The 24,714-nt window shown below is 61.1% G+C and carries 25 protein-coding genes; 10 read left to right on the top strand and 15 right to left on the bottom strand.

The window, feature by feature from the left end; all coding sequences use genetic code 11:
* Window positions 1-137: 137 nt before the first annotated feature.
* Both BCL93_RS17265 and BCL93_RS11210 read right to left on the bottom strand, forming a co-directional pair.
* The gene (locus tag BCL93_RS17265; protein ID WP_181463084.1) at window positions 138-314 is read right to left on the bottom strand and encodes a hypothetical protein; all 177 of its coding nucleotides are present in this window, start codon (window positions 312-314) and stop codon (window positions 138-140) included.
* Window positions 315-566: 252 nt separating this feature from the next.
* Entirely contained in the window at window positions 567-1,100 is a 534-nt protein-coding gene (locus BCL93_RS11210) for a carboxypeptidase-like regulatory domain-containing protein (protein WP_112055363.1), read from the bottom strand.
* 274 nt (window positions 1,101-1,374) lie between these two features.
* Between BCL93_RS11210 and BCL93_RS11205 the strand changes: the two genes are divergently transcribed.
* The 6 genes from BCL93_RS11205 (at window position 1,375) to BCL93_RS11180 (ending at window position 4,581) form a co-directional block, all read left to right on the top strand.
* Window positions 1,375-2,043: a Bax inhibitor-1/YccA family protein gene (locus BCL93_RS11205; RefSeq protein ID WP_112055362.1), complete on the top strand. Its 669-nt coding sequence runs from the start codon at window positions 1,375-1,377 to the stop codon at window positions 2,041-2,043.
* A gap of 225 nt (window positions 2,044-2,268) precedes the next feature.
* A complete protein-coding gene (gene tusD, locus BCL93_RS11200) occupies window positions 2,269-2,661 on the top strand; it encodes a sulfurtransferase complex subunit TusD (RefSeq protein ID WP_112055361.1) in 393 nt (130 codons plus the stop codon).
* 69 nt (window positions 2,662-2,730) lie between these two features.
* Complete coding sequence (gene tusC / locus BCL93_RS11195) at window positions 2,731-3,150, top strand: sulfurtransferase complex subunit TusC (protein ID WP_112055360.1); 420 nt, start codon at window positions 2,731-2,733, stop codon at window positions 3,148-3,150.
* A 111-nt stretch (window positions 3,151-3,261) separates the two neighbouring features.
* On the top strand, window positions 3,262-3,552 hold the full coding sequence (gene tusB / locus BCL93_RS11190) for a sulfurtransferase complex subunit TusB (RefSeq protein WP_112055359.1): 291 nt from the start codon (window positions 3,262-3,264) through the stop codon (window positions 3,550-3,552).
* Entirely contained in the window at window positions 3,552-3,905 is a 354-nt protein-coding gene (locus tag BCL93_RS11185; protein ID WP_112055358.1) for a TusE/DsrC/DsvC family sulfur relay protein, read from the top strand. The genes tusB and BCL93_RS11185 overlap by 1 nt, the downstream gene beginning before the upstream one ends.
* A 79-nt stretch (window positions 3,906-3,984) precedes the next feature.
* Entirely contained in the window at window positions 3,985-4,581 is a 597-nt protein-coding gene (locus tag BCL93_RS11180) for an ACP phosphodiesterase (RefSeq protein ID WP_112055357.1), read from the top strand.
* Here the strand turns inward: BCL93_RS11180 and glp are convergent.
* The 11 genes from glp to BCL93_RS11125 all read right to left on the bottom strand — a co-directional run bounded on the left by glp (window position 4,550) and on the right by BCL93_RS11125 (window position 15,660).
* The gene (gene glp / locus BCL93_RS11175) at window positions 4,550-5,767 is read right to left on the bottom strand and encodes a gephyrin-like molybdotransferase Glp (protein ID WP_112055356.1); all 1,218 of its coding nucleotides are present in this window, start codon (window positions 5,765-5,767) and stop codon (window positions 4,550-4,552) included. The two genes, BCL93_RS11180 and glp, sit on opposite strands and share 32 nt — an antisense overlap.
* Before the next feature lie 156 nt (window positions 5,768-5,923).
* A complete protein-coding gene (gene moaB, locus BCL93_RS11170; protein ID WP_112055355.1) occupies window positions 5,924-6,454 on the bottom strand; it encodes a molybdenum cofactor biosynthesis protein B in 531 nt (176 codons plus the stop codon).
* On the bottom strand, window positions 6,451-6,768 hold the full coding sequence (locus tag BCL93_RS11165) for a DUF1244 domain-containing protein (RefSeq protein ID WP_112055354.1): 318 nt from the start codon (window positions 6,766-6,768) through the stop codon (window positions 6,451-6,453). The genes moaB and BCL93_RS11165 overlap by 4 nt, the downstream gene beginning before the upstream one ends.
* Window positions 6,769-6,888: 120 nt before the next feature.
* A complete protein-coding gene (locus BCL93_RS11160) occupies window positions 6,889-7,941 on the bottom strand; it encodes a formate dehydrogenase subunit gamma (RefSeq protein ID WP_112055353.1) in 1,053 nt (350 codons plus the stop codon).
* Window positions 7,942-7,950: 9 nt separating this feature from the next.
* The gene (gene fdh3B / locus BCL93_RS11155; protein ID WP_112055352.1) at window positions 7,951-8,577 is read right to left on the bottom strand and encodes a formate dehydrogenase FDH3 subunit beta; all 627 of its coding nucleotides are present in this window, start codon (window positions 8,575-8,577) and stop codon (window positions 7,951-7,953) included.
* Between the two features lie 62 nt (window positions 8,578-8,639).
* Window positions 8,640-11,498, bottom strand: coding sequence for a formate dehydrogenase subunit alpha (locus tag BCL93_RS11150; protein ID WP_112055351.1), 2,859 nt, complete (start codon window positions 11,496-11,498; stop codon window positions 8,640-8,642).
* 35 nt (window positions 11,499-11,533) lie between these two features.
* The gene (locus tag BCL93_RS11145) at window positions 11,534-11,734 is read right to left on the bottom strand and encodes a twin-arginine translocation pathway signal (protein WP_112055350.1); all 201 of its coding nucleotides are present in this window, start codon (window positions 11,732-11,734) and stop codon (window positions 11,534-11,536) included.
* Window positions 11,735-11,795: 61 nt separating this feature from the next.
* The gene (locus tag BCL93_RS11140; RefSeq protein WP_112055349.1) at window positions 11,796-12,524 is read right to left on the bottom strand and encodes a TorD/DmsD family molecular chaperone; all 729 of its coding nucleotides are present in this window, start codon (window positions 12,522-12,524) and stop codon (window positions 11,796-11,798) included.
* Window positions 12,525-12,607: 83 nt separating this feature from the next.
* On the bottom strand, window positions 12,608-14,416 hold the full coding sequence (locus BCL93_RS11135) for a 4Fe-4S binding protein (protein ID WP_112055348.1): 1,809 nt from the start codon (window positions 14,414-14,416) through the stop codon (window positions 12,608-12,610).
* A gap of 126 nt (window positions 14,417-14,542) precedes the next feature.
* On the bottom strand, window positions 14,543-15,217 hold the full coding sequence (locus BCL93_RS11130) for a DUF3306 domain-containing protein (protein WP_112055347.1): 675 nt from the start codon (window positions 15,215-15,217) through the stop codon (window positions 14,543-14,545).
* On the bottom strand, window positions 15,214-15,660 hold the full coding sequence (locus tag BCL93_RS11125) for a DUF3305 domain-containing protein (protein WP_112055346.1): 447 nt from the start codon (window positions 15,658-15,660) through the stop codon (window positions 15,214-15,216). Before BCL93_RS11125 ends, BCL93_RS11130 begins: the two co-directional genes overlap by 4 nt.
* A 231-nt stretch (window positions 15,661-15,891) precedes the next feature.
* On the opposite strand from BCL93_RS11125, the gene BCL93_RS11120 reads away from it, so the two are divergent.
* Both BCL93_RS11120 and BCL93_RS11115 read left to right on the top strand, forming a co-directional pair.
* Window positions 15,892-16,737, top strand: coding sequence for a formate dehydrogenase accessory sulfurtransferase FdhD (locus BCL93_RS11120; protein WP_112055345.1), 846 nt, complete (start codon window positions 15,892-15,894; stop codon window positions 16,735-16,737).
* Between the two features lie 285 nt (window positions 16,738-17,022).
* Window positions 17,023-18,462, top strand: a complete 1,440-nt coding sequence (locus BCL93_RS11115) for an APC family permease (RefSeq protein ID WP_112055344.1) — start codon at window positions 17,023-17,025, stop codon at window positions 18,460-18,462.
* 133 nt (window positions 18,463-18,595) lie between these two features.
* Here BCL93_RS11115 and BCL93_RS11110 read toward each other — a convergent pair whose 3' ends face one another.
* Both BCL93_RS11110 and BCL93_RS11105 read right to left on the bottom strand, forming a co-directional pair.
* Window positions 18,596-19,228, bottom strand: coding sequence for a helix-turn-helix domain-containing protein (locus tag BCL93_RS11110; RefSeq protein ID WP_112055343.1), 633 nt, complete (start codon window positions 19,226-19,228; stop codon window positions 18,596-18,598).
* Between the two features lie 225 nt (window positions 19,229-19,453).
* A complete protein-coding gene (locus tag BCL93_RS11105) occupies window positions 19,454-20,389 on the bottom strand; it encodes a histone deacetylase family protein (protein WP_112055342.1) in 936 nt (311 codons plus the stop codon).
* 106 nt (window positions 20,390-20,495) lie between these two features.
* Between BCL93_RS11105 and BCL93_RS11100 the strand changes: the two genes are divergently transcribed.
* The gene (locus BCL93_RS11100) at window positions 20,496-23,261 is read left to right on the top strand and encodes a bifunctional acetate--CoA ligase family protein/GNAT family N-acetyltransferase (protein ID WP_112055341.1); all 2,766 of its coding nucleotides are present in this window, start codon (window positions 20,496-20,498) and stop codon (window positions 23,259-23,261) included.
* 250 nt (window positions 23,262-23,511) lie between these two features.
* Window positions 23,512-24,714 carry a quaternary amine ABC transporter ATP-binding protein gene (locus BCL93_RS11095; RefSeq protein WP_112055340.1) on the top strand — a complete coding sequence of 401 codons (1,203 nt, stop codon included), beginning with the start codon at window positions 23,512-23,514 and terminating at the stop codon, window positions 24,712-24,714.

The raw sequence follows: 24,714 nt of genomic DNA, 5'->3' as shown, positions 1-24,714 counted from the left end.
GGCCTCCAGGCTATCCCTTCAAGACAGCCCGTTAAAAAACAGCGCGCGGCAGATGCCGCGCGTGTTGCGTGCCTTTCGAAAAGGCAAAGCATAAAGGGCACGCTGAATGCATCGCCTTGAGAGGTGCGCCTGCTCATTCACTCCGAATTGAGCCTGGCCGCCTGGTGTTCGGCTTCTTCCTGAGTCTCGAAGCGATCCACGACCAGTCGAGCGGCATGCTGGCTCGGTGCCCGATTGTCGACGACCCACCATTCGGCCGGCGTGTCGGGAGGATCGGATACGCTGATGGCCTTGAAGACCTTGTAGTTCGGCATCTCGGTAGCTCCTGCATCATCGATAAGGGTTCGCTGCGCAGCGCTTGAAGTATAGGCCCGCCCGGTAGCGACATGGCCGGCTTGGCGTGCTCTGGGTCAAGGTTTATGCAAATTGAGCAACGCAGGCTCGCGAGACAGTGGCAACAGGTGGGGGCCGAGCTAAGCCCCGAGAATGGCAGGTGTCGCATGAGTGCCGCTTGCGCCGAGAGGGGGCTGGCAACCTTATTGCCAGACATCGGCGCCCCCCCAGCATTATCGCTTGAGGGTGACCGAGACCGTCTGGCCGCTTCGTACGCTGACCTGGTGAATGATCGGGCGGCCGTTCAGGGCGCCGACCCGGCCGGCGACGTAGTAGTCACCCGCCGGCAGGCCGTTGGCCACGAAATTGCCGTCGGCATCGGTGCGAGCATAGTGCGTGTATTCCCGGGCGCGCGGGTCGGCCGGGGCGATAGCGCGCCCGGAGAGTACGACCTCGGCAGCTTCTGCCGAGTAGGTGGTGATGGGCGCGATGGAGACCGTTTCGCCGGCCCCGGGGACCAGGTTTCCTCGAGAATCGTGTTGATAGAGCCGGCCGCGAATGCTGGCATTGCCGGTTTTCTCGAGGGCGGCATATTCACCCTCGGGAAAACGTACTTGCCGGGGGATGCGGCCATCCTGTGGAGGTTCTTCGGGCGCTGGCAGTTCCTCGATACTGGGCTCACCACTGGGCGTCGTAGGCCATTGCGGGGCGATCTGGCAGCCCGCAAGCATCAGGGCAAGCATTACCACCAAGCTCCATCGCATCATGTCCCTTCCTCCTGAGTGTCTGAAACCGCAGTATATCCATCGCTGCCGGGTGTCACGAGGTGTCGTTGAATGGCGTCAGTGGCCGGCTGCTAGGGTGTTTGACGCCTGCACGCCTGTTGTTCGAACATCGAAGACGCTTGAAAAATAACCGCTTGGCGATCAGCCAGTGGCGTTGAATCCTGATGCGCGAATCAACCTTATGTTCTTGCGTCGCGAACTCTGACGCGGCATCCTTGGTCGAATGTATGATTATCAACAAAGGGAGCATCGACAGATGGCCTATCAAGACACTCATGTAACACAACGCCAGGAGAGTGCCGTCAGCGCCAACAAGGTGCTGCGTAACACTTACGCGCTGTTGGCCATGACGCTGCTGTTCTCTGCTCTGACCGCCGGCGCTGCCGTGGCCATGGGCGTTCAGCAGATGAATATCCTGGTCTTCTTCATCGGCGCCTACGGGCTGATGTTCCTGGTGCACAAGACCGCCAATTCGGCCATGGGCCTGCTGGCGACCTTCGCCTTCACCGGCTTCATGGGCTTTACCCTGGGGCCGATCCTTAGCGCCTACCTGACGCTGCCCAATGGCGCGGCCCTGATCATGAATGCGCTTGCCATGACGGGCGCGACCTTCGTTGGCCTGTCAGCAGTGGCGCTGATTACTAAGAAAGATTTCGGCTTCCTGGCCAACTTCCTGACGGCCGGTGCCATCGTGCTAATTCTGGCCATGGTGGCGGGTATCTTCTTCCAGATTCCGGCGCTGTCACTGGCGGTGTCTGCAGGCTTCGTGCTGTTTTCGTCAGCCGCCATCCTGTTCCAGACCAGCGAGATCGTGCATCGCGGTGGCGAAACCAACTACATCCTCGCGACCATTACTCTGTACGTCTCTATCTACAACTTGTTCATCAGCCTGCTGTCGATTCTCGGCATCATGAGCAACGACTGAGTTCGGCAGGTGATTCGTTCTTGGCCCCGCCGATTCGGCGGGGCCAAGTCGTTTCTGGATGCGTCGTTTTAGTTGAGTGGTTCCCGGCCAAGCCTTTTCTGGCATGGTGGGTACCAGAGCATGTCGTTTTCGGGAGGGCATTCCTGAGCGTCTGCTCAGCAAAACAGATCCTTTAGAGCCTATTATACGTTGGCCTTTTCAAGCGCCATTTGCTGCGAGGAAACCATGCGCTATGCATTGCTGGTTCAGGGGGCGCCCTACAGTTCACAGGCATCCCATTCGGCCCTGCGGTTTGCCCGGGCAGTGGTCGAGCGTGGCCACAGCCTGGATACGGTGTTCTTCTATCACGACGGTGTCTACAATGCGGCTCGCCTGGCGGCGCCGCCACAGGATGAGCCCCACCTGGGTGATGCCTGGCGCGCGCTGCATGACGAGTACGGTACCGAATTGCTGGTATGCATCGCCGCCGCTCTTCGCCGTGGCCTGCTCGACGAACGAGAAGCGGCACGACACGGCAAGTCCGGGCATAGCCTTGAGCCTCCCTTCGAGTTGACCGGGCTTGGCCAGTTGGTGGAAGCGGGATTTAGCCATGATCGCTTGGTCACTTTTTCACCGTGAATATAGCCGAGCGATGAATGGGTCTGAGATAACGGCTGACGGAACAGATGCAGCGCTCAAGGGGGGGGCATGAACGAGACAGAGAGCTCGATAGACGAGAGCGTAGTTGAAGGCGTAGTTGAAGGCGTAGCCGAGGGCGACCTGCTGGTCATTCTGCGCCATTCGCCACACGGCTCCAGTTGGCTACGGGAAGGCCTCGATACTGCGCTGGTGGCCGCCGCCTTCGGGCAGCGGGTGTCGCTGCTGTTTTCAGGTGATGGCGTGTTGGCGCTGTTGACCGGCCAGCAGGCGGGAGCGCTTGGCCAGAAGGGCACCCATGGCGTGATCGATATGCTGGCCATGTATGATATCGAGACGCTGCTGGTCGATGCTCGTGCCCTGACAAGCCGAGGCCTGGGCACTGACGACCTGATGTTGCCGGTATCAGTGGTGGAGGGCGATGCCTTGCCAACGCTGCTCGGTCGCCACCGCTTGGTGCTGAATTTCTGAGCGCGTCGCCATGCCTGTATGGCGGTTCCTTTCGGTTATTTGAATCCAGCCACTGTCTCCCGGTTACGAAAAAACTGCCACTGGGTACCGGCTACAAGGAGAGCCTTTCGCATGATCCTGCACCTTCTCAATCGCTCGCCTGCGACCGGTGGAACCGTCGATGACGCCCTGGCGGCGATGGGCCCCGATGATCGGCTGCTGCTAATCGAAGATGGCGTATTGGGCGCTCTGCCTGCCCAGGCGTCGCTTTTCACGGGCCTTGCAGGGCGGCTCTTTGCCCTGCGGGAGGATCTTTCTGCCCGCGGCTTGCTAGACCGCTGCGCTGATCAGGTGAATATCGTTGACGTTGGGGGCTTCGTGACCCTGACCGAAGAAGCCGACAAGACAGTGAGCTGGTACTGATGGCCTCTAGTGAAATATACCGTTATCTTCCGGTGCTTGATAAGGAAGTTGCCCTGGATCCTGAAGGGTTTCTGGTCGACATGGGGGACTGGTCGCCGGCGGTAGCCGAGGCGCTGGCGGCAGAGGAGGAGCGCACCCTCACTGCTGAGCACTGGGAGGTAATCGAGGTGCTGCGCGATTTCTATGCGCGCTACGAAATGGCGCCGGCCATGCGCCCGCTGGTCAAGGCCGTGGGGCTGGCGCTAGGCGTCGAGAAAGGCAAGTCGCTACACCTGATGCGATTGTTCCCGGATAGCCCGGCCAAGGTCGGGGCTCGGCTTGCCGGGCTGCCCAAGCCAGCCAACTGCCTGTGAAGGTGTCCGAGACACGTCGTGGGCGAGCAGGTGACAAAGAGGCGGCGGAAACAGACGTCGGCGTCAAGGAGTCAGCGCCATGAACTTTCTCGCCCACGCTTGGCTGTCTCACCACGGCAGCGATGACTTTCTGTATGGCAACCTGATCGCCGATGGCGTCAAGGGCAGTGACCTGAGCGCTTGGCCAGCGTCGGTGGCCGATGGAATTCGCCATCATCGCCGTGCCGATGCCCTCGTTGATCGCCATCCTTGCACGAGAGCCGCGCGGGGCAGGGCACCCGAGGGTCGTAGCCGATACGCGGGTATCGCCCTCGATCTGGTCTGGGATCACTTCCTATCGCGTCTGCTGGCCGACGACCCTGCCCAGCAGGCGCTGATTCTGCGCTGCTATCGGCTGCTCGATGCCCAGCAGGCGCCTGATCGACTGGCGTCGATGGTGCCGGTGCTGGTCGAGCAGGACTGGTTGACCCGCTACGCGGACTTTACCTTCACCTGTCGCGCCATCGCGGGCATTGGTCAACGTCTGAGCGGTCCCAATCGCTTGGCCGAGTTGCGCCCCTGGCTGGAAGCCGACTACTCGCAGCTGGAGGCCGACTTCCGTTCGCTTTGGCCGGACATGGAGCACGCGTTGAGGGCGCCTGGTGTCAGGCTTCCGTCAGCCACAGGCAGTCGATGAGATCGCCCGGGGTTACGTTTGAATGGGCGGGTATCACGGCCAGCGCGTTGGCCGTCACGCAGGAAGACAGCACTGCCGAATTCTGATCGGCAAAGGCGCTGGCAACGATTCCCTCGGGCAGGAAGCGCAGGTCGACGCGCATGTAATGTCGCCGTGCCTTGGTGTGGGTCGTGAAGTCGGCGCTGACCCTAAGCCTTGGCAGCTCGGACAAGTCCGGACAGCCCAGCAGGGCGCCGAGCAGCGGACGCAGGTAGATCCAGGCACCCACGAAGCTCGACACCGGATTGCCGGGCAGGCCGACCAGCCGGGCCTCGCCGTTGGCATTCGGCAGGCGTCCCAGTGCCAGCGGTTTGCCGGGGCGCATGGCCAGGCGCCACAGATCGAGCTGACCCAACTGCTCAAGGGCTGCCTTGACGTGATCCTCTTCCCCGACGCTGACGCCGCCGGTGGTGATCACCACATCGGCCTGCTCGGCGGCTTCGCCAAGCAGTTGGCAGGTGGTAGCAAAATCATCGGCGACACGCCTGGCCATGACCACCTCGCCACCGAAGCGCTCGATCAGCCGCTTCAGCATGGGGCGGTTGGAATTGTAGATCTGACCGGGGGCCAACGGCTCGCCGGGGTCGATGATCTCATCGCCGGTAGACAGCAGGGCGATCCTCGGCCGGCGGCGAACGGTGACCTCGGTGATGCCCTGACCTGCCAGCTGGCCAAGAGCCGCGGCCTCGAGTCGTGTACCGGCGGCAAGCAGCTTGGCGCCAGTGCTGACGTCGCGCCCGCGACGGCGGACGTTATCACCAGCCGGAATGTCGTCGGGTATCCAGGCCCGGTCGCCGTCGCGTTCGACGCGCTCCTGCATGACCACACAATCGGCGCCGGGTGGAAGCTCGCTGCCGGTGAAGATGCGTGCGCAGGTGCCAGGTTCCAGCGGTGCGGCCTGGGAGCCGGCGGCAATCCGCTGGCTGACAGACAGCCAATGGCCTGCGTCGGCGGCTCGCAGGGCATAGCCATCCATGGCGCTGTTGTCGAAGGCCGGCACGTCCAGGCGCGCCGCGACGTCATCCGCCAGTACGCGTCCGGCTGCTGCCGTGCAGGCCAGTGGCTCACTGGCCACTGGCACCACGCCCTCGAGCAGTGCGGACAGCGCGTCTTCGACGCTCTGTAGCTCGCTTGTCGGGTCAGCCATGGGTGCCGCGCTCCGGAATCACGAGGTTGGCCTGGGGTGATAGATCGCTGCACGACTTCTGTTGGATACGTGCTTTAACCATGGGTGCTTCGCTCCGGAATCACGAGATTGGCCTGGGGTGATAGATCGCTGCATGGTTTGTGCTGGATGCATGTTTTAGCCATGAGTGCCTCGCTCTGGGATCACGAGATTGGCGTAATTGCATGGCTTATGACTGCCGTCCAGCTGCTCGTTGAGAATGCGGTCCCAGGCAGTCCGGCAGGCTCCAGTGGACCCGGGCAGGCAGAACACCACGGTGGCATTGGCGAGCCCGCCGAGACAGCGGCTCTGGATGGTCGAGCTGCCAATTTCCTGCCAGGACAGGTGGCGGAAGAGCTCACCGAACCCTTCGATGCGTTTATCCAGCAGCACGTCGACCGCTTCTGGAGTTGAGTCGCGGCCGGTGAAGCCCGTGCCTCCGGTGGTCAACACCACCTGTACGTCGGGCGCGGCAATCCAGGCGGCGATCTGGGCGCGGATCACGTAGACGTCGTCTGGTAGAATGCGCTTTTCGACCAGCTCATGGCCGGCCGCTGTCAGGCGCTCGACCAGTGCCTGGCCGCTGCGGTCAGTGTCTTCGCTACGGGTATCGGAAACGGTGAGTACCGCGATGCGCAGGGGTTCGAAGCCGGGGCGACGCTCGCTCATGCCTTATCCTTCTTGTCCTGATTGCGGGCTTCCAGAGCGGCCAGCTGCTCGGGGCTTGCCGGCGCCTGATGGTGCGCTTTCCATTCGCTGTAGGGCATGCCGTAGACATACTCACGGGCTGCTTCGTAGTCGAGTTCGGCGCCGTGTTCGTTGGCGGCGGTCACTAGCCATTTGGACAGGCAGTTGCGGCAGAAATCGGCAAGAATCATCAGGTCGATGTTCTGCACGTCCTTGTTGTCATCTAGGTGCTTGAGCAGGCGGCGAAAGGCGGCCGCTTCGAGTTCGGTGCGGGTCGCGTCGTCGAGATGTTGCATGGTCATGACTCCTGCTGGGGGGCGCCGCTGGGCGCTAGATCGGTGATATCTCAAGCATAACAAAAGACACCGCCGGTGGGCGGTGTCTGTTGGTGGCGGTAAGGGTCGCTGCCGGGGTTTCTAGCTGGGGGTGCCGGGCGGCTGAGTGGCTTGACCGTTCTGGTTAGCTTCTGTCGAAGGGTCAGGGGTGACGGCTTGATCCTTGACCTCTTCGTACCACAGGTTGTGGTGCTCCTTGGCCCAGGTTTCGTCGACGTAGCCGGTGGTCATGCCTTCCAGAGCGCCTTCGGTACCGATGGTGCCGATATAGATATGCCCAAGGGAAACTGCCGTCAGCGCCAGGGCGCCCAGGGAATGGATGACGTTGGCCCACTGCATGGTGTCCCGGCCTTGCCCATAGTTCGGGAAGTCCATTACCAGGCCACTGGCGATCACCAGAACGCCCGCTGTGGCCAGCAACCAGAACCAGGCTTTCTCACCGCCGTTAGCGAATTGGGCGTCGACGTGCTCCTTGCCGATCATGCCACCGCCCTTCTTGAACCACTCCCAGTCAGTCTTGTTGGGAATGTTCATTTTCAGGAACTTGGCCAGGATGACGATCAGCAGGAAGCCGAATATCGGTCCCAGGTAGTTATGCAGCAGCTTGGTACCCGACATCATGGCGGCCCAGACGGCGTCGCCAAACAGAGGGTTGAACACGAATTTGCCATACAGCAGGTTGAGCCCGGTCAGCGCCAGGACGACGAACAGCGTCGCGACTGTCCAGTGCAAGGCGCGCGACAGTGTTGACCAGCGCAGCAGCTTGCGCCCGCTGCGCGGTTCCTGGAGGTCCTTGCGACCGACGATCAGGTAGAACACCAGGATCAGAGCGGCCATTCCGCCGACGGCGATCAGGCCGAAGGGCGAGACCCAACGGTTGCGAATCTGCCGCCAGGTCTCGCCGCTCGGGTTGACCAGGCTGTAGGTGGAATCGTGGCGCGTGTCGATGAAGTTTTCGCCGCTCTTCACCTGTCGCCAGATCTCGGCATCGACCGGTGGCACGGCGGTGGCCAGTTCGCCCTCGGTATCGGCGCCCTGAGCCAACGCCTGGCCGGCAAGCAACAGGCTTGTCACCAGCAGCAGGAGCAGGGTCAGCCGCCGGCCAAGGGCCAGGCATGCGTTGTGGGTGTGCATAGGGCCTCCTTACTCCTGACGGGTCGCGTCAACGGCGAGGTTATCCATCGAGGTTTGCGGGCCGACTCGCTGGGTTGATGACCAGGCGCCATCTTCGTGTCCGCGCTGAACCACCCGCTGACGGAAGATGTCCGCTACTGTCTGAGCATCACCGGCGATCAGTGCCTTGGTGGAGCACATCTCGGCGCACAGTGGCAGTTTGCCTTCATCAATGCGGTTGGCACCGTACTTCTCGTACTCCTCTTCCTTGGAGTCAGCTGGTCCACCGGCGCAGAAGGTGCACTTGTCCATCTTGCCGCGCTCGCCGAAGGCTTCGGTGCCCGGGAACTGCGGGGCGCCGAAGGGGCAGGCGTAGAGGCAGTAGCCGCAGCCAATGCACAGGTCCTTGTCATGCAGCACGATGCCGTCGTCACGTTTGAAGAGGGTTTCGGTCGGGCACACCGCGATGCAAGGAGCGTCGTCGCAGTGCATGCAGGCCACCGAGATCGAGACTTCGGTGGGCTCGCCGTCGTTCAGCGTCACCACGCGCCGGCGCTGGATACCCCATTCCACTTCGTTGGCGTTCTTGCAGGCGGTCACGCAGCCGTTGCATTCGATGCAGCGTTCTGCGTCACACATGAATTTCATCGTCGCCATGGTTATCTCCTCACCCCCGGGCCCGGTCATGCCCGGGGGGATGTCTTATAGGTATTCGGGTCTCAGCTGGCCCGTTCGATGCGGCACAGGGTGCACTTGGTTTCCTGCATCTGCGTCACGCTGTCGTAGCCATAGGTGGTCGCGGTATTGGCGGCCTCGCCCAGTACATAGGGCGCCGATCCTTCCGGGTAGCGATCATGCAGGTTCTCGCCCTGGAACATGCCACCGAAGTGGAAAGGCATGAACACCACTTCTCGGGCAACGCGCGGGGTGACCATGGCCTTGACCTTGACGCGTCCACCTTCGGCACCTTCCACCCAGACCATCTCGCCGTCCTTGACCGCGAGATCATTGGCCAAGGCCGGATTGATCTCTACGAACATCTCCTGCTGTAGCTCGGCCAGCCAGGACATAGAGCGAGTCTCCTCGCCACCGCCCTCGTACTCCACCAGGCGACCCGAGGTCAGAATGATCGGGTAGCGGCCGGTAACATCTTTCTGCTGAATGCTCTTGTAGAGCGTCGGCAGCCGGTAGTGAGAGGCGACGTCGTCCCAGGTCGGATAGTCTGTCACCAGATCGCGCCGGCTGGTATAGAGCGGCTCGCGATGCTTGGGAATGGGATCCGGGAAGGTCCAGACGTTGCAGCGCGCCTTGGCATTGCCGAAGGGCGCGCACTCATGGGCAATGGCCACGCGCTGGATGCCACCAGACAGGTCGGTTTTCCAGTTCCGGCCCTCGGCAGCTTGCTTTTCGGCAGGCGTCAGATCATCCCACCAGCCCAAGTCCTTGAGCATGTCGGCGGTAAATTCCGGGTAGCCATCATCGAGCTCTGAGCTTTGGCTGAAGGAGTTGTCTGCCAGCAGCGAGACCCCGTCGCGCTCTATGCCGAAACGGGCGCGGAACGTCAAACCGCCCTTCGAGACCGGTTTTGAGGTGTCATAGAGGATCGGCGTGCCGGGATGGCGCATCTCGGCGGTGCCCCAGCAGGGCCACGGCATGCCGTAGTAATCGCCATCGGCAGGGCCACCCTCGGCCTTAAGGTCGTTGAAGCTGAAAGTGTGCCAGTTCTGCTGATGCTGCTTGATGCGCTCAGGGCTCTGGCCGGTATAACCGACTGTCCACATGCCGCGGTTAAACTCGCGGGTGATGTCTTCGATCAGCGGTTCGGTGCCGTTTACTTCGATGTTCTTGAACAACTCGTCGGCAAAGCCCAGCTTACGAGCCATCAGGTACATGATCTCGTGGTCAGGCTTGGACTCGAAGCTCGGCTCGATGACCCGATCGCGCCACTGAATGGAGCGATTGGTGGCGGTCACGCTACCGTAAGTCTCGAACTGCGTACTGGCCGGCAGCAGGTAGACACCGTCGGTGCGACCGTTCATGACCGCTGCCACGGTCGGGTAGGGGTCGACGATGACCATCATCTCGAGTTGCTGCATGGCCTTCTGCATTTCCGGCCCGCGAGTCTGCGAGTTGACCGCGTGGCCCCAGTAGAACATCGCTTTGAGCTTGGAGCGCTGGGAGATCTGGTCTTCTTTCTCGAGTACGCCGTCGATCCAACGAGAGACGGTGATGCCGCTTGAGTACATCGGCTTGCCATCGGTGTAGTCGGACTGATCGAAGCGGCTCTTGAGCCACTCGTAGTCCAGGCCCCACACATCGGCCCAATGCTTCCAGGCACCTTCCGCGAGGCCGTAGTAGCCCGGCAGCGAGTGTGACATCAGACCGAGGTCCGTAGCGCCCTGAACGTTGTCGTGGCCACGGAAGATGTTGGCCCCGCCGCCAGACTTGCCAATGTTGCCAAGCGCCAGTTCGAGGATGCAGTAGGCACGCGTATTGTTGTTGCCGGTGGTGTGCTGGGTGCCACCCATGCACCAGACCACGCAGCCGGGGCGGTTATCGGCGATGGTTTTGGCGGTGTCATACATGGCCGCCTCGGGGACACCGGTGATGTTTTCGACGACATCAGGTGAATAGGCCGCGACTTCGGCACGCACTTCGTCCATGGCATAGACGCGCTGGTTGATGTATTCGCTATCTTCCCAGCCGTTCTCGAAGATGTGCCACAGAAGGCCCCAGATGAAGGCGACGTCTGAACCCGGGCGCAGGCGCACATACTTGTTTGCCTTGGCGGCGGTGCGAGTGAAGCGCGGATCGACGACGATGATCTGCGCCTTGCTGCGCTCCTTGGCCAGCAGGATGTGCTGCATGGCGACCGGGTGGGCTTCGCTGGGGTTCGAGCCGATGAACAGGATCGACTTGCTGTTCTGGAGGTCATTGAGCGAGTTGGTCATCGCTCCGTAGCCCCAGGTGTTGGCGACCCCGGCAACGGTGGTCGAGTGACAGATGCGCGCCTGGTGGTCGGTGTTGTTGGTCCCGGCCAGGGCAGCGAACTTGCGCATCAAGTAGGCTTGTTCGTTGTTGAATTTGGCCGAACCCAGCCAATAGATGCTGTCTGGGCTGTAGGTCTGGCTGAGCTCGAGGACCTTGTTGCCGATTTCTTCGATGGCATCGTCCCAGGAAAGCCGCTGCCATTCGCCGTCGACCAGCTTCATCGGATACTTGAGGCGACGGGTGGAGTGACCATGCTCGCGCAGCGAGGCGCCCTTGGCGCAGTGGGCCCCGCGGTTGATCGGGTGGTCGAAGGCCGGCTCCTGGTGCGTCCAGATGCCTTCCTGAACCTCGGCATAGACGCCACAGCCGACCGAGCAGTGCGAGCAGATGGTGCGTTTGGTTTCCACCGGTGAATCAAGGACCGGTGTCTCGTCGGCGGCATCCGCCGAGCGGACCATCGAATGGCCCATGAAGCCAGCGCTGGCGATGCCACCGGTGGCGAGGGCACTGCGCTGCATAAACTGCCGGCGGGAAATGCCCAGCCCATTGCTGGCCTTGGCGGTGTTGGAAGTACGCGTCAATCGCATGGTGTCGATCCTCTTGGCCGAAAGGGCGGTCCGGGTTAGTCGCGCAAGGTGGCGTAATAACGGCGGATGTGGTCGGTCTCTCGATAGCCGCGAGGCGCGTCAGGAGCAGTCGACGGCGTAGTCTTTGCCTGAACCAGGGGCGCTTGTCCGATCGCGTAAAAGGCGCCTGCTGCCGCGGTGCCAGTGCCGATCGTTCTCAGGAAGAGGCGACGCTGTGGGTTGTGATGTTGTGCCATGGTTCACTCCTCTGCGATCCGGATCGGTTTGCCCGGCATCGTTATAATCAGGTTAGCTAGCTTAGTTATCGGTCATGTCAGGTGTCGGTTGAGCGGAATTTGCATCGGGCGTCACGATGCGAACGGGCTGGCGAGCCGCTTCATCTGCCTGATGACGATGCTCCTCGCTCATGAAGGCGCTGCCTAGCGCTCCCAGGTGCGCGTAGAACGTGGTGTCCACCGCCGCCAGGTCATCGAAGCAGCGCGTCGCCCAGGGAGCGAGGTGTGCCATGAAGAAGGGGGCGGCTTCGTCTTGTTGGCCGTCGTCCAGCAGCATGGCCATGGTCTCGCAAACGGCGGCGAGATGGTCCTCGGGGTCGTGGCACTCTTCCGCTCGGCTGATGCCGAGACGACGCAGATCTCGGCGCAGTGCCAGCAGCGCCTCATCCATCAGGTTGCCTTGCCGGTACCAAGAGGCGTAGGGGGTGATCTCTCCCTGGACCACGCCCACCAGGTGGCGAAAGTGCGCCGTCGAGAGCGTCTTGGCGAGCTCTTCCTGAGACATTCCTTGTGCGCCCGCGGACTGGATCAGCGCTGTCCAGCGCCTCGCCAGCGTGCTGCCATCGGCGTCGGCGTCGAGCTCTGAAAGCCACGTCAGAAGCGCCGCCGAAGGCGGTTCACGCACCAGCCTCGCCAATAGCCGATAGATGTCGGCGCGCAGGGCGTCGGTGTCTTCATGAGAGCCTTCATGAGAGCCTTCATGCGAGCCGTCCTGCGCATCAGGCTGGGTCGTCGCTGAGGTATCGGTCATGGCGGTTACCTTGTCATCAACATCGTCGTCCAGAGCGTTACTGAGACTGTCATCTTCACGGATGGTGTCCCGTCGCGCTTCAACTAGATCTTCAACTGTGATTCGGGATCATTGGCCAGGCCCTGCCAGACATCCTTGACCCGACAGTCTTCACACATTTCCAGGCGCGCCATGGCGTCACCGGCAAAGTAGGGGTGATCGGCGAGCTTGGACTTGATGCTGGCGATAGCACTGGCGCTGGCGAAAGGCTTGCCGCAACGAATGCAGGGGAATGCATCTTCCTGCTTGCGAATCTGGCGCTCTTCGCGTTTTGGCGCTGCCAGGAAGCCCGGCATCAGGCGGATCGCATCTTCCGGGCAGGTCTCTTCGCAGAGGCCGCACTGTACGCAGTCTGCCTCTCGGAAACTCAGCTCGGGTGAGGTGCGCCCTCCGGCGAGCGCCGGTGTTGGGCATACCGCGACACAGCCCAAGCAGAGTGTGCAGGCATCGTTGTCTACGATCACATCACCGAAGGGCGCGCCCGATGGCATGGCATGACGCTCTCCACTGGGCTGCCCCGTGGTGGCGAGGTGGGTGAGCGTGGCATTGAGACGATCTCGCTTACCGGGCTCTCGCTTACCGGACTCTCTGGCTCCAAGCTCGCTGGCCATATCGAAGCTGGGCGAGTCCGCGCTGTCCGGTACGGCAAGCGCCGCCAGCGACGGCAGGGCGTCTCGGCTCTCGCTGTCGCCTGGTGCGACCAGGTTTAGCCGGCGAGTGTCATGGCCTAGCGCCTCGAGCAGGGTGGCGGCCTGGCGATACTGGTCGTCGATCAGTGTTTTCAGGCTTGGCGGCAGGGTCTCGGTCAGCTGAATGCGGACCTCGGCAGCCCCGGCGGCGAGGGCTGCCAGCCAGTGATCCTGTCCCGCTGCGCCGAGTTCCTCGAGGGGAACATCCAGTACATGACCGGCCGGTGCCGGCGACTCAGTCGAGAGGAAGCTGGCCTCGGCGAACCGCACCACCGGTGCCTGTCCGCCGGCAGCGCGATACGCGTCCAGCAGGCGCTCGACATAGGCTTGCTGGTCGACAGGGGGCGGCAGCCGATACTGGATGGCCCCGGTCGGGCAGGCGCTGGTGCAACTGCCGGCGCCATGACAGCGCATCGGATCGATTTCGATCCAGGATTCGATTCGTCCCGACTGGCGTGACAGGGCGTCTGCGGGGCAGACCTCAAGGCAACGGGTACAGCCTGTTTTGCCGCGGCCATCATGAGCGCAGATGTCATGATCGATGTGAAAATAACGCGGCTTGGCAAATTCGCCGACCTGCTCAGGGAGGTCGTTGATGATCTGCCGACACTCTTCGGTGCCCCAGTGAGCGGCGCTGTAACCCGGGGGTGGCAGCTCCAGGGTGAGGGTTGGCGGCGTGCCCAGATCAAGCACCAGATCGAAGTGAGCGCGGCCAAGGCTCGCCTTGGCAAGATCGATCTCTCCATCATCGTGGGGCAGGGTGAGGGTGAATTTGCCGAGATAGCCGGCGAGGTGCCAGCTGTGGGCCTGATGCATCGACAAGAATGCGGTGTCTTCTAGCAGTGTCTCGATGTTGACGCTGTCTTCGGCGACCTCTCCGCGACTTGCTCCCTCTTCGGGATTTTCTTCGTGGCCTACGGCGTTGGCGTAGGCCGAATGTGCGGTTACCAGTAGTGTGATCGAGGCGAGGCCACGATCCTTCAGTTCACGGGCAGCACGCCGGCCTGTTAGTTCGTCGGCAATGATCAATAAATGACCATCGCTTGAATAGGTAACGCTCTCAGGCGTGAGATTGGCGGGCCATGAAATACGGGAATGCGCGGTATCTCGGGCTGCCAGGTTCTGATCGGCATCCAGCAGGGTCAGGTCGATGCGCTGATTCATGTAGCCTCAACGGTCAGGGGCAAATTTTTACTTAATCTTCATCGATTAACTCAGTCAGCGCCAATCCTCATTGGTCTAAACCTAGCGCTAATATAACTATCGACTTGATAGCATCCATCTATTCTTTTAGGTTTGGTCTTTTTCTTTAAACGTCCGGTTCTCCTCGGCCCCTTGGCTGCTCTCGGGCTGGGTATCTAGCTGGGCGTCTCGTTTGGGTTGGTCGGAGTCAATCTTGTTTTTCACCCTATCGGCTTGAGTCTGGTCGTCTGAGAATGAAGCATCATCGGCCTCAGAAGTGTCCTCGAGCTTGGCTTCCGCCGCATCTGCCGGTTCCTTGATGTCACGTTCTGATTGCGCCGGCTCCCGCTGGATGCCTTCCCCCTGATCATCAGGCTGACGCGTCCATTCTCGCAGACGGTCGGCAACTTCCTGCGAGAGGTTCTTGAGCTGACGATAATCGTCATCGTAGTCGTTGAGCCCGTCTCGATGGTGATAGTGGTCTGCAGCAAACATGCGCTTTAGCGCACGGCGGCGGACCTCTCGACTGACACCATTGGCCAGATAGGCGGTAAGGTCGCTGCCAGGGGGCAGGGTAGCCGGGTCGGGTAACTCCTCGACGGCCTCTTGAGATGGCGTTGCTTCACTGTCCGCTGTCGGCCCACTGTCGGTGACGCTGTCATCTTGGATAGCTCCATCGTTGACAGAGCCTTCCTCGCCTGGTGTGTGGGAGCGTTCTGACGTCTGCTCGTCGGTTGGCTCAAGGCCACGCTTGCGCTGTGACCAGCGAGAAAATCGCGTCATGTCTGGTTCTCCTGAGCACGTCCGGCGCCCTTGCGCTTTTTCTTGCGGCCTTCGACAGGTGCTTCGCCATGATGCGCGAGATAGGCTTCCAGCCACAGCTGGATGGCGACCGGCATGGCCACCTCGAGCACCTGCTGCTCGCCATCCATCCAGCCGGCCGCCACCTCCTGACTGGCCGTCAGGGCGGTGGGTTCAGGGGTTTGCCCCGAGAACCCGGCACGAACGAACAGTCGCGGGCTAGGCGAGCCCAGGTTGAATCGGTAGGCCGCGCGTTCGGTCATGTAGAGTTGCAGCGCCAGAACATGGGGGCCGGTATCGCCCGGTGCGAGGTCATGGATATGCCACTGGGTCGCGGTGAACCCTTTGATGCGCTTTTGTTCGGGAACAAGGCTGAAGCTTAGGTGCTTGCGACTGATGGGGCCGGTCGTGTCAGGGGAGCTCATGGCGTGGCGACTCACTTCAGGACTTCTTGGAAACGTCTGTTGGAAATTATCAAGGCGCAGTGCCTATGCAGGGGCGCCTTATCTCAGGTCGCCAAAGGCGGCGGTCAGATAAAGACAGTAGGCGCCTCGAATGCAATGATGGTCAATATGGTGCAGTTAACGCTGGATTGAATCGTTATTCGCGCGGTGCTGCTCGACCGGTTTGCCGCGCTTGTCGCCAAGGAGCGATGCATGTGTTCGTTACGTCTTAGTCACGCCCGCCTGCCGGCGACACTAGAAATAGACATCCATGACGAGTTTGGTGACGTGCGTCGGCAGGCCATCTCTGCCGAGCGCGCGCTGACTGTCTATCTGAACAAGCGGGAAATCGTCACCCTGATGACGCTGGGCGCCGACCCAGAGGCCCTGGTAGTGGGCTATCTTCGCAATCAGGGGTTGGTGCCGGCGCGCGACGATCTGGAAGCGGTTCATGTCGATTGGGACGTCGAGGCAGCGGTAGTGGTCAGTCGTCGGGCGCCTGACGACCTGGAAGAACGCCTCGGCCAGCGCACCGTGACGACCGGCTGCGGCCAGGGCACCGTCTTCGGCCGCCTGCTCGATGCCGTCGGCATTGAGCCTGTACCAAGCACCTCTCTAGCACAGTCCACGCTCTATGCATTGCTCGAGAATCTCGGCGCTTACAACGAAACCTACAAGAGTGCCGGCGCGGTGCACGGCTGTGCGCTTTGCCGTCAGGACGAGGTGCTGGATTTCGTCGAGGACGTGGGGCGTCACAATGCCGTTGATACCTTAGCCGGTCGGCAATGGCTCGACGAGGACAGCGCGGCCATGTCCGCTGACATCTTCTATACCACGGGTCGACTGACCTCTGAGATGGTTCTCAAGGTTGCGCAGATGCGTATCGGCATTCTGGTCTCGCGCTCTGGTGTCACCCAGAAGGGCGTTGAGCTGGCTGAGCGTTTCGGGGTGATGTTGATCGCGCGTGCCAAAGGCCGGCATTTCCAGGCCGTCCACTCGGAGCAGCGTCTGGTCTACGATGCGATTCCGGCACGACGTGCGGGAGACCGTGGTCTCTAACTTCTCTTTCTGATTGTCCTTGCTTAATGAGCGTTAAATATAACTGACGCCTGCATTGCGCCTCCGGTTGGGTCTTGGTGCGCACACTCCATACTCAGCACGCCATTTTATGGACCTTTGGGCCGCCATTTTCCTGCTTGCGTTCGCGAAGGTCGACTTGCGGCCGGCGAAAACGTCAATTACCTTGCACATGCAGAGGGTTTGTTGTCGATAAAAATATAAAGCATCGACATTAATATCCTGGGCCAATCGCAAATAACAAGGCACAAGCAGCGAGGTATCGTGATGACGGCAAGTACACTGGGCGGAGAAGGCTTCAGCCGCGTGCTGGCACGCAAGGACGTGCTGGCACTCGCCTTCGGGGCCATGATTGGTTGGGGTTGGGTTGTCTTGACCGGCAACTGGATTCAGTCCGCTGGAAGCCTGGGAGCGATCACAGCCTTCATCTTTGGCGGTTTCGCTATCGTGCTTGTGGGGTTGACCTATGCGGAGCTGGCCTCGGCGATGCCGCAGGTCGGCGGCGAGCACGTCTATAGCTATCGTGCTCTGGGGCATTTCGCCTCTTTTCTGTGTACCTGGGCCATTACGCTCGGCTATGTCAGCGTGGTTGCCTTCGAGGCGGTGGCGTTGCCCACAGTCGTCGAGCAGCTCTTCCCTGGCTATGCCGTGGGCGACCTGTGGACGATTGCCGGCTGGGACGTCAAGGCGACCTGGGTAGCCGTTGGCGTTGCCGGTTCGGTAGTGATGATGGCCGTCAACTACTTTGGCGTGCGCACCGCAGCTCTGGTGCAGAAAGTGGTCACGGTGCTGATTCTGGCCGTAGGTGTAATGTTCATTACCGGAGCCCTTTTCGAGGGCAATACTGCCACCATGGACCCGCTGTTCAGTGTCGAAGAGGGGGTGATGGGCGGCATCATGATGGTGTTGATCATGGTGCCCTTCATGTTCGTGGGCTTCGATGTCATCCCCCAGGCGGCTGAAGAAATCAACCTGCCGTTTCGTGAAATAGGTCGCGTGCTGATGATCTCGGTCATTCTAGCCGTGTTCTGGTACGCCCTGATTATTCTTGGCACTTCCTTGATGCTGGATGGCGAAGCGCTCGGTAGCAGTTCACTGGCGGTACCCGATGCCATGCAGGCTGTCTTTCAGGCGCCTTGGGCGGGCAACCTGATGGTCTTGGCCGGTATCGCCGGTATCATTACCAGCTGGAACGCCTTCTATGTCGGTGGCTCCCGCGCGATTTATGCACTGGCACATTCCGGCATGCTGCCAGCTTTCCTCGCTAAGCTGCATCCGCGCTACAAGACGCCGACCAACGCCATCTTGCTGATGGGCCTCTTGTCCTGCCTGGCACCGTTCCTGGGTCGCCAGGCACTTGTGTGGCTGGTCGTCGCGGGTGGTTTGGGTATCGTCATCGCCTACCTCTTTGTGGCGCTGTCTTTCCTGGTGCTGCGCCAGCGCGAGCCGGAGATGGAGCGTCCGTTCAAGGTCAAGCATGGCAAGCTGGTGGGCATCGTGGCCGTGGTGCTTTCGCTGGGCATGACCGCCCTGTACATGCCGGGCAGCCCCTCGGCACTGTCAGCCCTCGAATGGGCGCTGTTTGCGGGATGGATGCTGATCGGGCTGGCGCTCTACGTCTGGTCTCGCCTCAAGTACGGTACGGCGTATAGCGACAAGATGATGCAACGCGAGCTGTCCGGCGGGGATCCCTACCCGGGACATTGAACGTTCCTGGCACTCTGAGCACAGTAAAACGCCCCGGCGCATGATGCGCCGGGGCGTTTTGTTTGTGCAGGTGTCGTGACTTGTACCGTATGGCGCTCGATGTGAACCGGAAGTGTACCGGAAGAGCGATGGCTCAGCTGGTTTGGCCGCGGCTACACACAGACAGGACAACCGCGTCCTCGTCGCTGATGGACACCAGGGCATGTCCCATGTCGCTATCGAAATAGATGCTGTCACCGCGCTCCAGGCGTAGCGGTTCGTAGAACTCGGTGTAGAGCAGGATCGCGCCTTCCAGCACGATCAGAAACTCTTCGCCGTCATGGCGCACCCATTCGCTGAACTCACTGAAGCTCCGGGCCCGCACGATGGTCTTGAAGGGCGTCATGTGCTTCTGGGCCAGCTGCCAGGACAGTAGCTCGTGCTCGTAGGTGGGGGTCGGATGTTGTTGCCCCTCACCGGCGCGTGTCAGGTCGCGACGTCCCATGGTGCGGCTCTGTGGCTTGGGCTGCTTGAGCAGCTGGGGCAGGTCGATGTCGAGCCCATTGATCAGCTTCTGCACGGCGGTGAAGGTCGGTGAGATGTGATCGTTTTCAATCTTGGACAGGGTCGAGCGAGCCAGGCCGGTCCGCTTGCTGACGTCTTCCAGGGTCCAGTGGTTGGACAGCCGGATCTCCTTGAGGCGCTCCCCGAGCTGTAGCGGCTCGACGAACGCCTTGCGGCCAGCGGCAATCTGGAGGGCGGCGGTTTGATCGTTGTTGGCGCTCATCGGCTTTTCACTATCGGAAACTTAGTTTCCGCTAGGCTATCACATCGTGCGGTATTCAGGATGGGGGATGGAAGGGGGCTATCTCACTGGATAGGCCTCGGATGCGCCATGCTTCAAGGCCACTATCGCGAATCGCGGAGGCGTGGGCTGAGTTCGATATTTCCTGAGGGGAGGAAACGAGCACCGTCCATGTACCTTAAGAAGCTGGACCGCCCTCGTGTTGGCTCAGGCCTTGAAGGGTAGGCCCAGCAGCGCGCTGACGTGAGCCTCGGCACAGTGGCCCAGGGCATCGATGTCATAGCCGCCTTCGAGAACGGAAACCAGGCGGTTGTCGGCATAGAGGGCGGCGATCTCCATGGCCAGGTGCGTCACCCAATGGAAATCGGCTGCCTCGAGACACAGATCGGCCATGGGGTCGCTTCGGTGCGCATCAAAACCGGCGGATACCAGCACCATATCCGGCTTGAAGGCATGCAGGGCGGGCAGCCAATCGTCTTCCACTGCGCGCCTGAAAGCCGGGCCGTCTGTGCCTGGCGGCAGCGGTGTGTCGATGATGTTGTGCCACTGACTGCGCAGATAGCGCCACGGATAGAAGGGATACTGAAAGCTCGAGCAGACCAGCACGTTAGGGTGGTCCTTGAAGATGTCCACGGTGCCGTTGCACTGGTGCACGTCGAAGTCGAGGATGGCGACCCGCTCGGCCCCATACCTGGCGATGGCATGGGCGGCGCCCACCGCGATGTTGTTGATAAAGCAGAATCCCATCGCATCGGTGGCTTCAGCGTGGTGGCCAGGTGGGCGCACGGCGCAGAAGACATTGTCGGCCTGGCTCCGGTAGACCTGGTCCACCCCGCGCACTACGGCTCCGGCAGCCACACGGGCGGCGTCCATGCTCGCCGGATTCATCAGGGTATCGCCATCGAGCAGGGTGATGCCCTCTTCGGGTACACAGCGCTCGAGCGATGACAGATGGCGCTGAGGATGTACACGCTCGAGCTGTTCGGCGGTGGCGGGTTTCGCTTCTGACTGCATGGTCTGTTGCAGCACACCGCTCAAGGCAAGCCGGGCGCGAATGGCATCGAGGCGCAGCGGGCTCTCGGGATGATCGGGCCCCATAAAGTGATCATGGCAACGGGGATGGGTGATATATGAGGTGATCATCGACGGCTCCGCGGTTATTGATGCGACCTTAATCGCCTTGCTTCCTTGCATGACAGTGTCAATAAGTCGTACACAAGGAGGCTACACCCACGCGGGAGGACAGGTCTTGGGTACGCGATTTCTTCGTCACTTCTTCGAGCCGCATAGTCTGGTGGTCATTGGCGCCTCGGAAAAGCCTTATTCGATGGGCGGACTGGTGATCCAGAATCTCCAGGAGGGCGGCTTTCCCGGCAAGCTGTGGTCAGTCAATACCAAGGGCTACGAGAGCGTTCATGGCGTCCCCTGTTTCAGTCACGTTGCCGATCTGCCCGAGGTGCCCGAACTGGCGGTGATCTGCGCGCCGGTGGATACGGTGCCCAACTTGATCGCCGAGCTCGGTACAACCGGTGTTCGCGCCGCGATGGTGCTGTCCGGCGGCTCCTACCTGGACGATCGCAGTCATGACGGCGGGTCCATCCGCGAACAGATGCTGCGCGCCGCCAGGCCTTCGGGAATCCGCGTGCTGGGCCCGGAGTGCATGGGCATCCTGGTGCCCGGGCGGCGGCTCAATGCCTCCTATTCCGGCCAGCCGGTCAAGGCCGGGCGCGTCGCTTATCTGGGCCAATCGGGCATGCTTGGCAATGCCATCATCGATTGGGCGGCAGGGCGCGGTATTGGTCTTTCGCACCTGGTGACCTTGGGCGACAGTGTCGACGTGCTATTGCCCGACCTGCTCGACTATATCAATCAACATACGGCAGCCCAGTCCATTCTGCTGCATCTGGAACGCACCCAGGATGCACAGCACCTGATGACGGCCCTGCGTGAGTCATCCCGGCACAGGCTGGTGCTGGCGATCAAGAGTGGTCGCACGCCTGAGTCATCGCTGTCGAACTTGCCGCCGACGCCGGGGATCGCCAATCGTGACGTGATCTTCGATGCCGCTCTGGCGCGGGCAGGCGTGGTGCGCGTCGACAATTCCGATGACCTCTTCGATGCCTTGGAGACGCTGTCGCGCATGCGGCCATTGCGAGGTGACCGACTGGCGATCGTCTCCAATGGGTTGGGGCCGGCGATGCTGGCGATCGATCGCCTGATCAGCCAAGGCGGACGCCTGGCCGATTTTAGCGAGACCACCCGCGAGGCGCTGGCAAGAGACGACGTGGACATGACACTGCCGGGACGCAACCCGGTGGACCTGGGTGGGGGCGCCACGCCGGATCAGATCGTCGAGGCGCTGGAGATCGTGGCCGCCGACCCTGGCGTGGATGCGGTGCTGCTGGTGCATGCGCCAACCCGTCTGGCGCCTTCGAAGGTCACGGCGGAGGCGGTGGTCGCCAACCGGCGGCGTTTCAAGCGCAACCTGCTGACCAGTTGGATGGGGCTCGAGCAGGCGCTATCGGCTCGACACGAGAGCAACCTGGCTGGTATTCCGACCTACATGTCGCCAGAGAAGGCCGTCGGTGCCTTCATGCATATGGTCAACTATCGGCGCGTGCAGGCCCTGCTCCAGGAAACGCCACCCTCGCTGCCCTTTGCGACCAGTGCGGCCATTCGCAAGCACTGTCACGAACTGATCGACCAGGCTCTCGAGCAACAGCGACACTGCCTGACCCATGCAGAGACGGCTCAGGTGCTGGCGGCCTATGGCATTCAGACCCCCAAGAGCCGTTATATCGTCACACCGGAGGAGGGCGCCGCCGTCGCCCGTGATCTGCTTGAGGCCGAGCAGGACTCAGGAGACACCCTGGCGCTGAAAATCGTTCACGATAACAACATCGTGCCATATCGCTATCGCAGCCATCCACACAAGCTCTCGGCGGGCCTGCTGCAGGACCTTGCAAGTCCTGAGCAGGTAAGTAACGGCATGATGCGGCTCGAGCAGAAGGTCCACGAGAAGTTTCCAGACTCGGTCATCCATGAGTACTGTTTGCAGCCAATGCAGCGGGGCAAGCATTCCCTGCAGCTGTGTGCGGGCATTACACGAGACCCCGAGTTCGGACCGTTGGTGGTCTTTGGTGTCGGTGGCTACAAGGTCAATGTGCTGGCCGATCGCCATGTGGCCTTTCCGCCCCTGAACATGACCCTCGCCGCCGATCTGGTGAGCCGCACTCACGCCGCCAAGCTGATCGAAGAGCATTCCCGCCAGCCTCAGCAGGATGTCGAGATGATCTGTGAGCTGCTGGTGAAGTTGTCCCAGATGGCGTCTGACCTGCCGCGCCTGAGAGGAATGGAAATCAATCCGCTGCTGCTCAACCGTGATGGTCTGCTTGCCGTGGATTTTGCGTTGGATCTGGGAACACCCGCCCGGCATGCCATCATGCCGTATCCTGAAGAACTTCGAGAACGGGTCGAGCTGGATGGAATGGACGTGGAAGTGCGCCCTATCCGTGCCGAAGATGCTCCTTTGATCACCGGTTTCCACAAGCATCTGTCCGAGGAGAGCATCCGGTTTCGCTACTTCCATCACAAGGCGGACCTGACCAAGCGAGACCTGGCGACGCTTGCCGATATCAATTATGACCGTCAGATGGCGTTTATTGCGGTGCGGCTGGATGCAGAAGGGCAGTCGGAAATGCTGGGTGTAGTACGGGTATGGAATGACCCGGACAACATCCGCACGGAGTTCTCGGTGATCATTCGCGATGACTTGCATGGCCATGGGCTCGGGCGCCTGCTGATGACCAAGATGATCCGCTATTGCCAGGGGCTTGGCACCCTCGAGATGTTCGGCAAGATCATGATCGACAACCAGCCCATGCGTTCGCTGATGAAGCAACTGGGCTTTCGCCTGCGCTACAACATGGAAGAGCAGGTGGTCGATGCGCTGCTCAGACTGAACGAACCCGAATCCGACTGGCAGCGCCACAGACTGGCGTCGTCTCCGGATTGAGTCCTGCTCAACAAAGGCGCTAAGAAGGACGACAAGAAGGGCGCGAGCCCGCCTGCTGACAGCGATCTGAAACTAAGCTGTGCCATGGCATCGTTGATTAATCATCAGCTGTTCTGATTTGAGGGGTTATTTATAAGTATGTATGATCCTGCGAGTTCAATCACGACAGTCATCGACCGTGCATAGCCATAAGGGCCGTTAGAGCGGCCTGCCAGGGCATGCCGGCATGACATAACAACAGGCAGAGCCGATGAGCGAAACACGACCCGTCAAGATACAGGTGCGCGGCCTCAGCAAGGTCTTTGGCAACCAGCCCAAGAAGGCCCTTGAGCTGCGTGACCAGGGGCAGAAGCGCCCGGAAATCCTGGAGAAGACTGGCCAGACGCTGGGCTTGTCCAACATCGATTTCGATGTCTACGAAGGTGAGCTCCTGGTGATCATGGGGCTTTCCGGTTCGGGCAAGTCGACCCTGATCCGCTGCCTCAACCGCCTGATCGATACCACCGAAGGCGAGATCATCATCGATGGTGAGAACATTCCGACGCTTAGCACCAAGGAGCTGCTGGAATGTCGTCGTCGTCACTTTTCCATGGTTTTCCAGAATTTCGCGCTGTTCCCGCACCGCACGGTGCAGCAGAACGCCGAATACGGTCTGGAAATCCGCGGCGTCGACAAGGCCGAGCGCACCGAAACCGCCCGTAACTCATTGAAGCAGGTTGGGTTGGACGGCTGGGAAGATGCGCTGCCCAGCCAACTGTCCGGCGGCATGCAGCAGCGTGTCGGCTTGGCGCGTGCACTGGCCAACGATTCAAGCGTGCTGCTCATGGATGAGGCGTTTTCCGCGCTCGATCCGCTGATCCGCAAGGACATGCAGCAGGAACTGCTCGAGCTTCAGCACCGCATGAAGAAGACCACGGTCTTCATTACCCACGACCTCGATGAGGCCCTCAACATCGGTGATCGCATCATCCTGCTCAAGGACGGTGAGATCGTGCAGATCGGCACGCCGGAAGAGATTCTGACTGCGCCGGCCGATGAATACGTAGAGCGCTTCATCGAGGGCGTGGACATGTCGCGTATCCTCACCGCTCATCATGCGATGCGTCCGGTACGTGCTACCGCCCGTGAGGATGACGGTCCGCGTACCGCTCTGCGCAAGATGAGTGAGAACGGACTGGACTCGATCTACGTCACCAGTCGTGATCGCAAACTTGTGGGTCTCATCGATGCCGATAGTGCCGATAAGGCCGTCAAAGATGGCCTGCAGACCATCGAAAGCCTGATTCAGCAGGACTTCCGTAGCGTAGCCCCAGACGAGCCGCTGAATAACCTCTTTGCCATGTTCAGCGACAAGAGCTTCCCCATCGCGGTGATCGACGGTGAGCGTCGCCTGCTCGGTGTGGTGGTCAAGGGTGCGGTACTGGCTGAACTGGCAGAAGCAGGAGACAACTGA

Origin of the sequence: Onishia taeanensis (assembly GCF_003268885.1) — a bacterium.
In the GTDB taxonomy this organism is placed as follows: Bacteria; Pseudomonadota; Gammaproteobacteria; order Pseudomonadales; family Halomonadaceae; genus Onishia; species Onishia taeanensis_A.
Note: the sequence above shows the minus strand (reverse complement) of the source record. Positions and strands in the feature narration are given on the sequence as shown.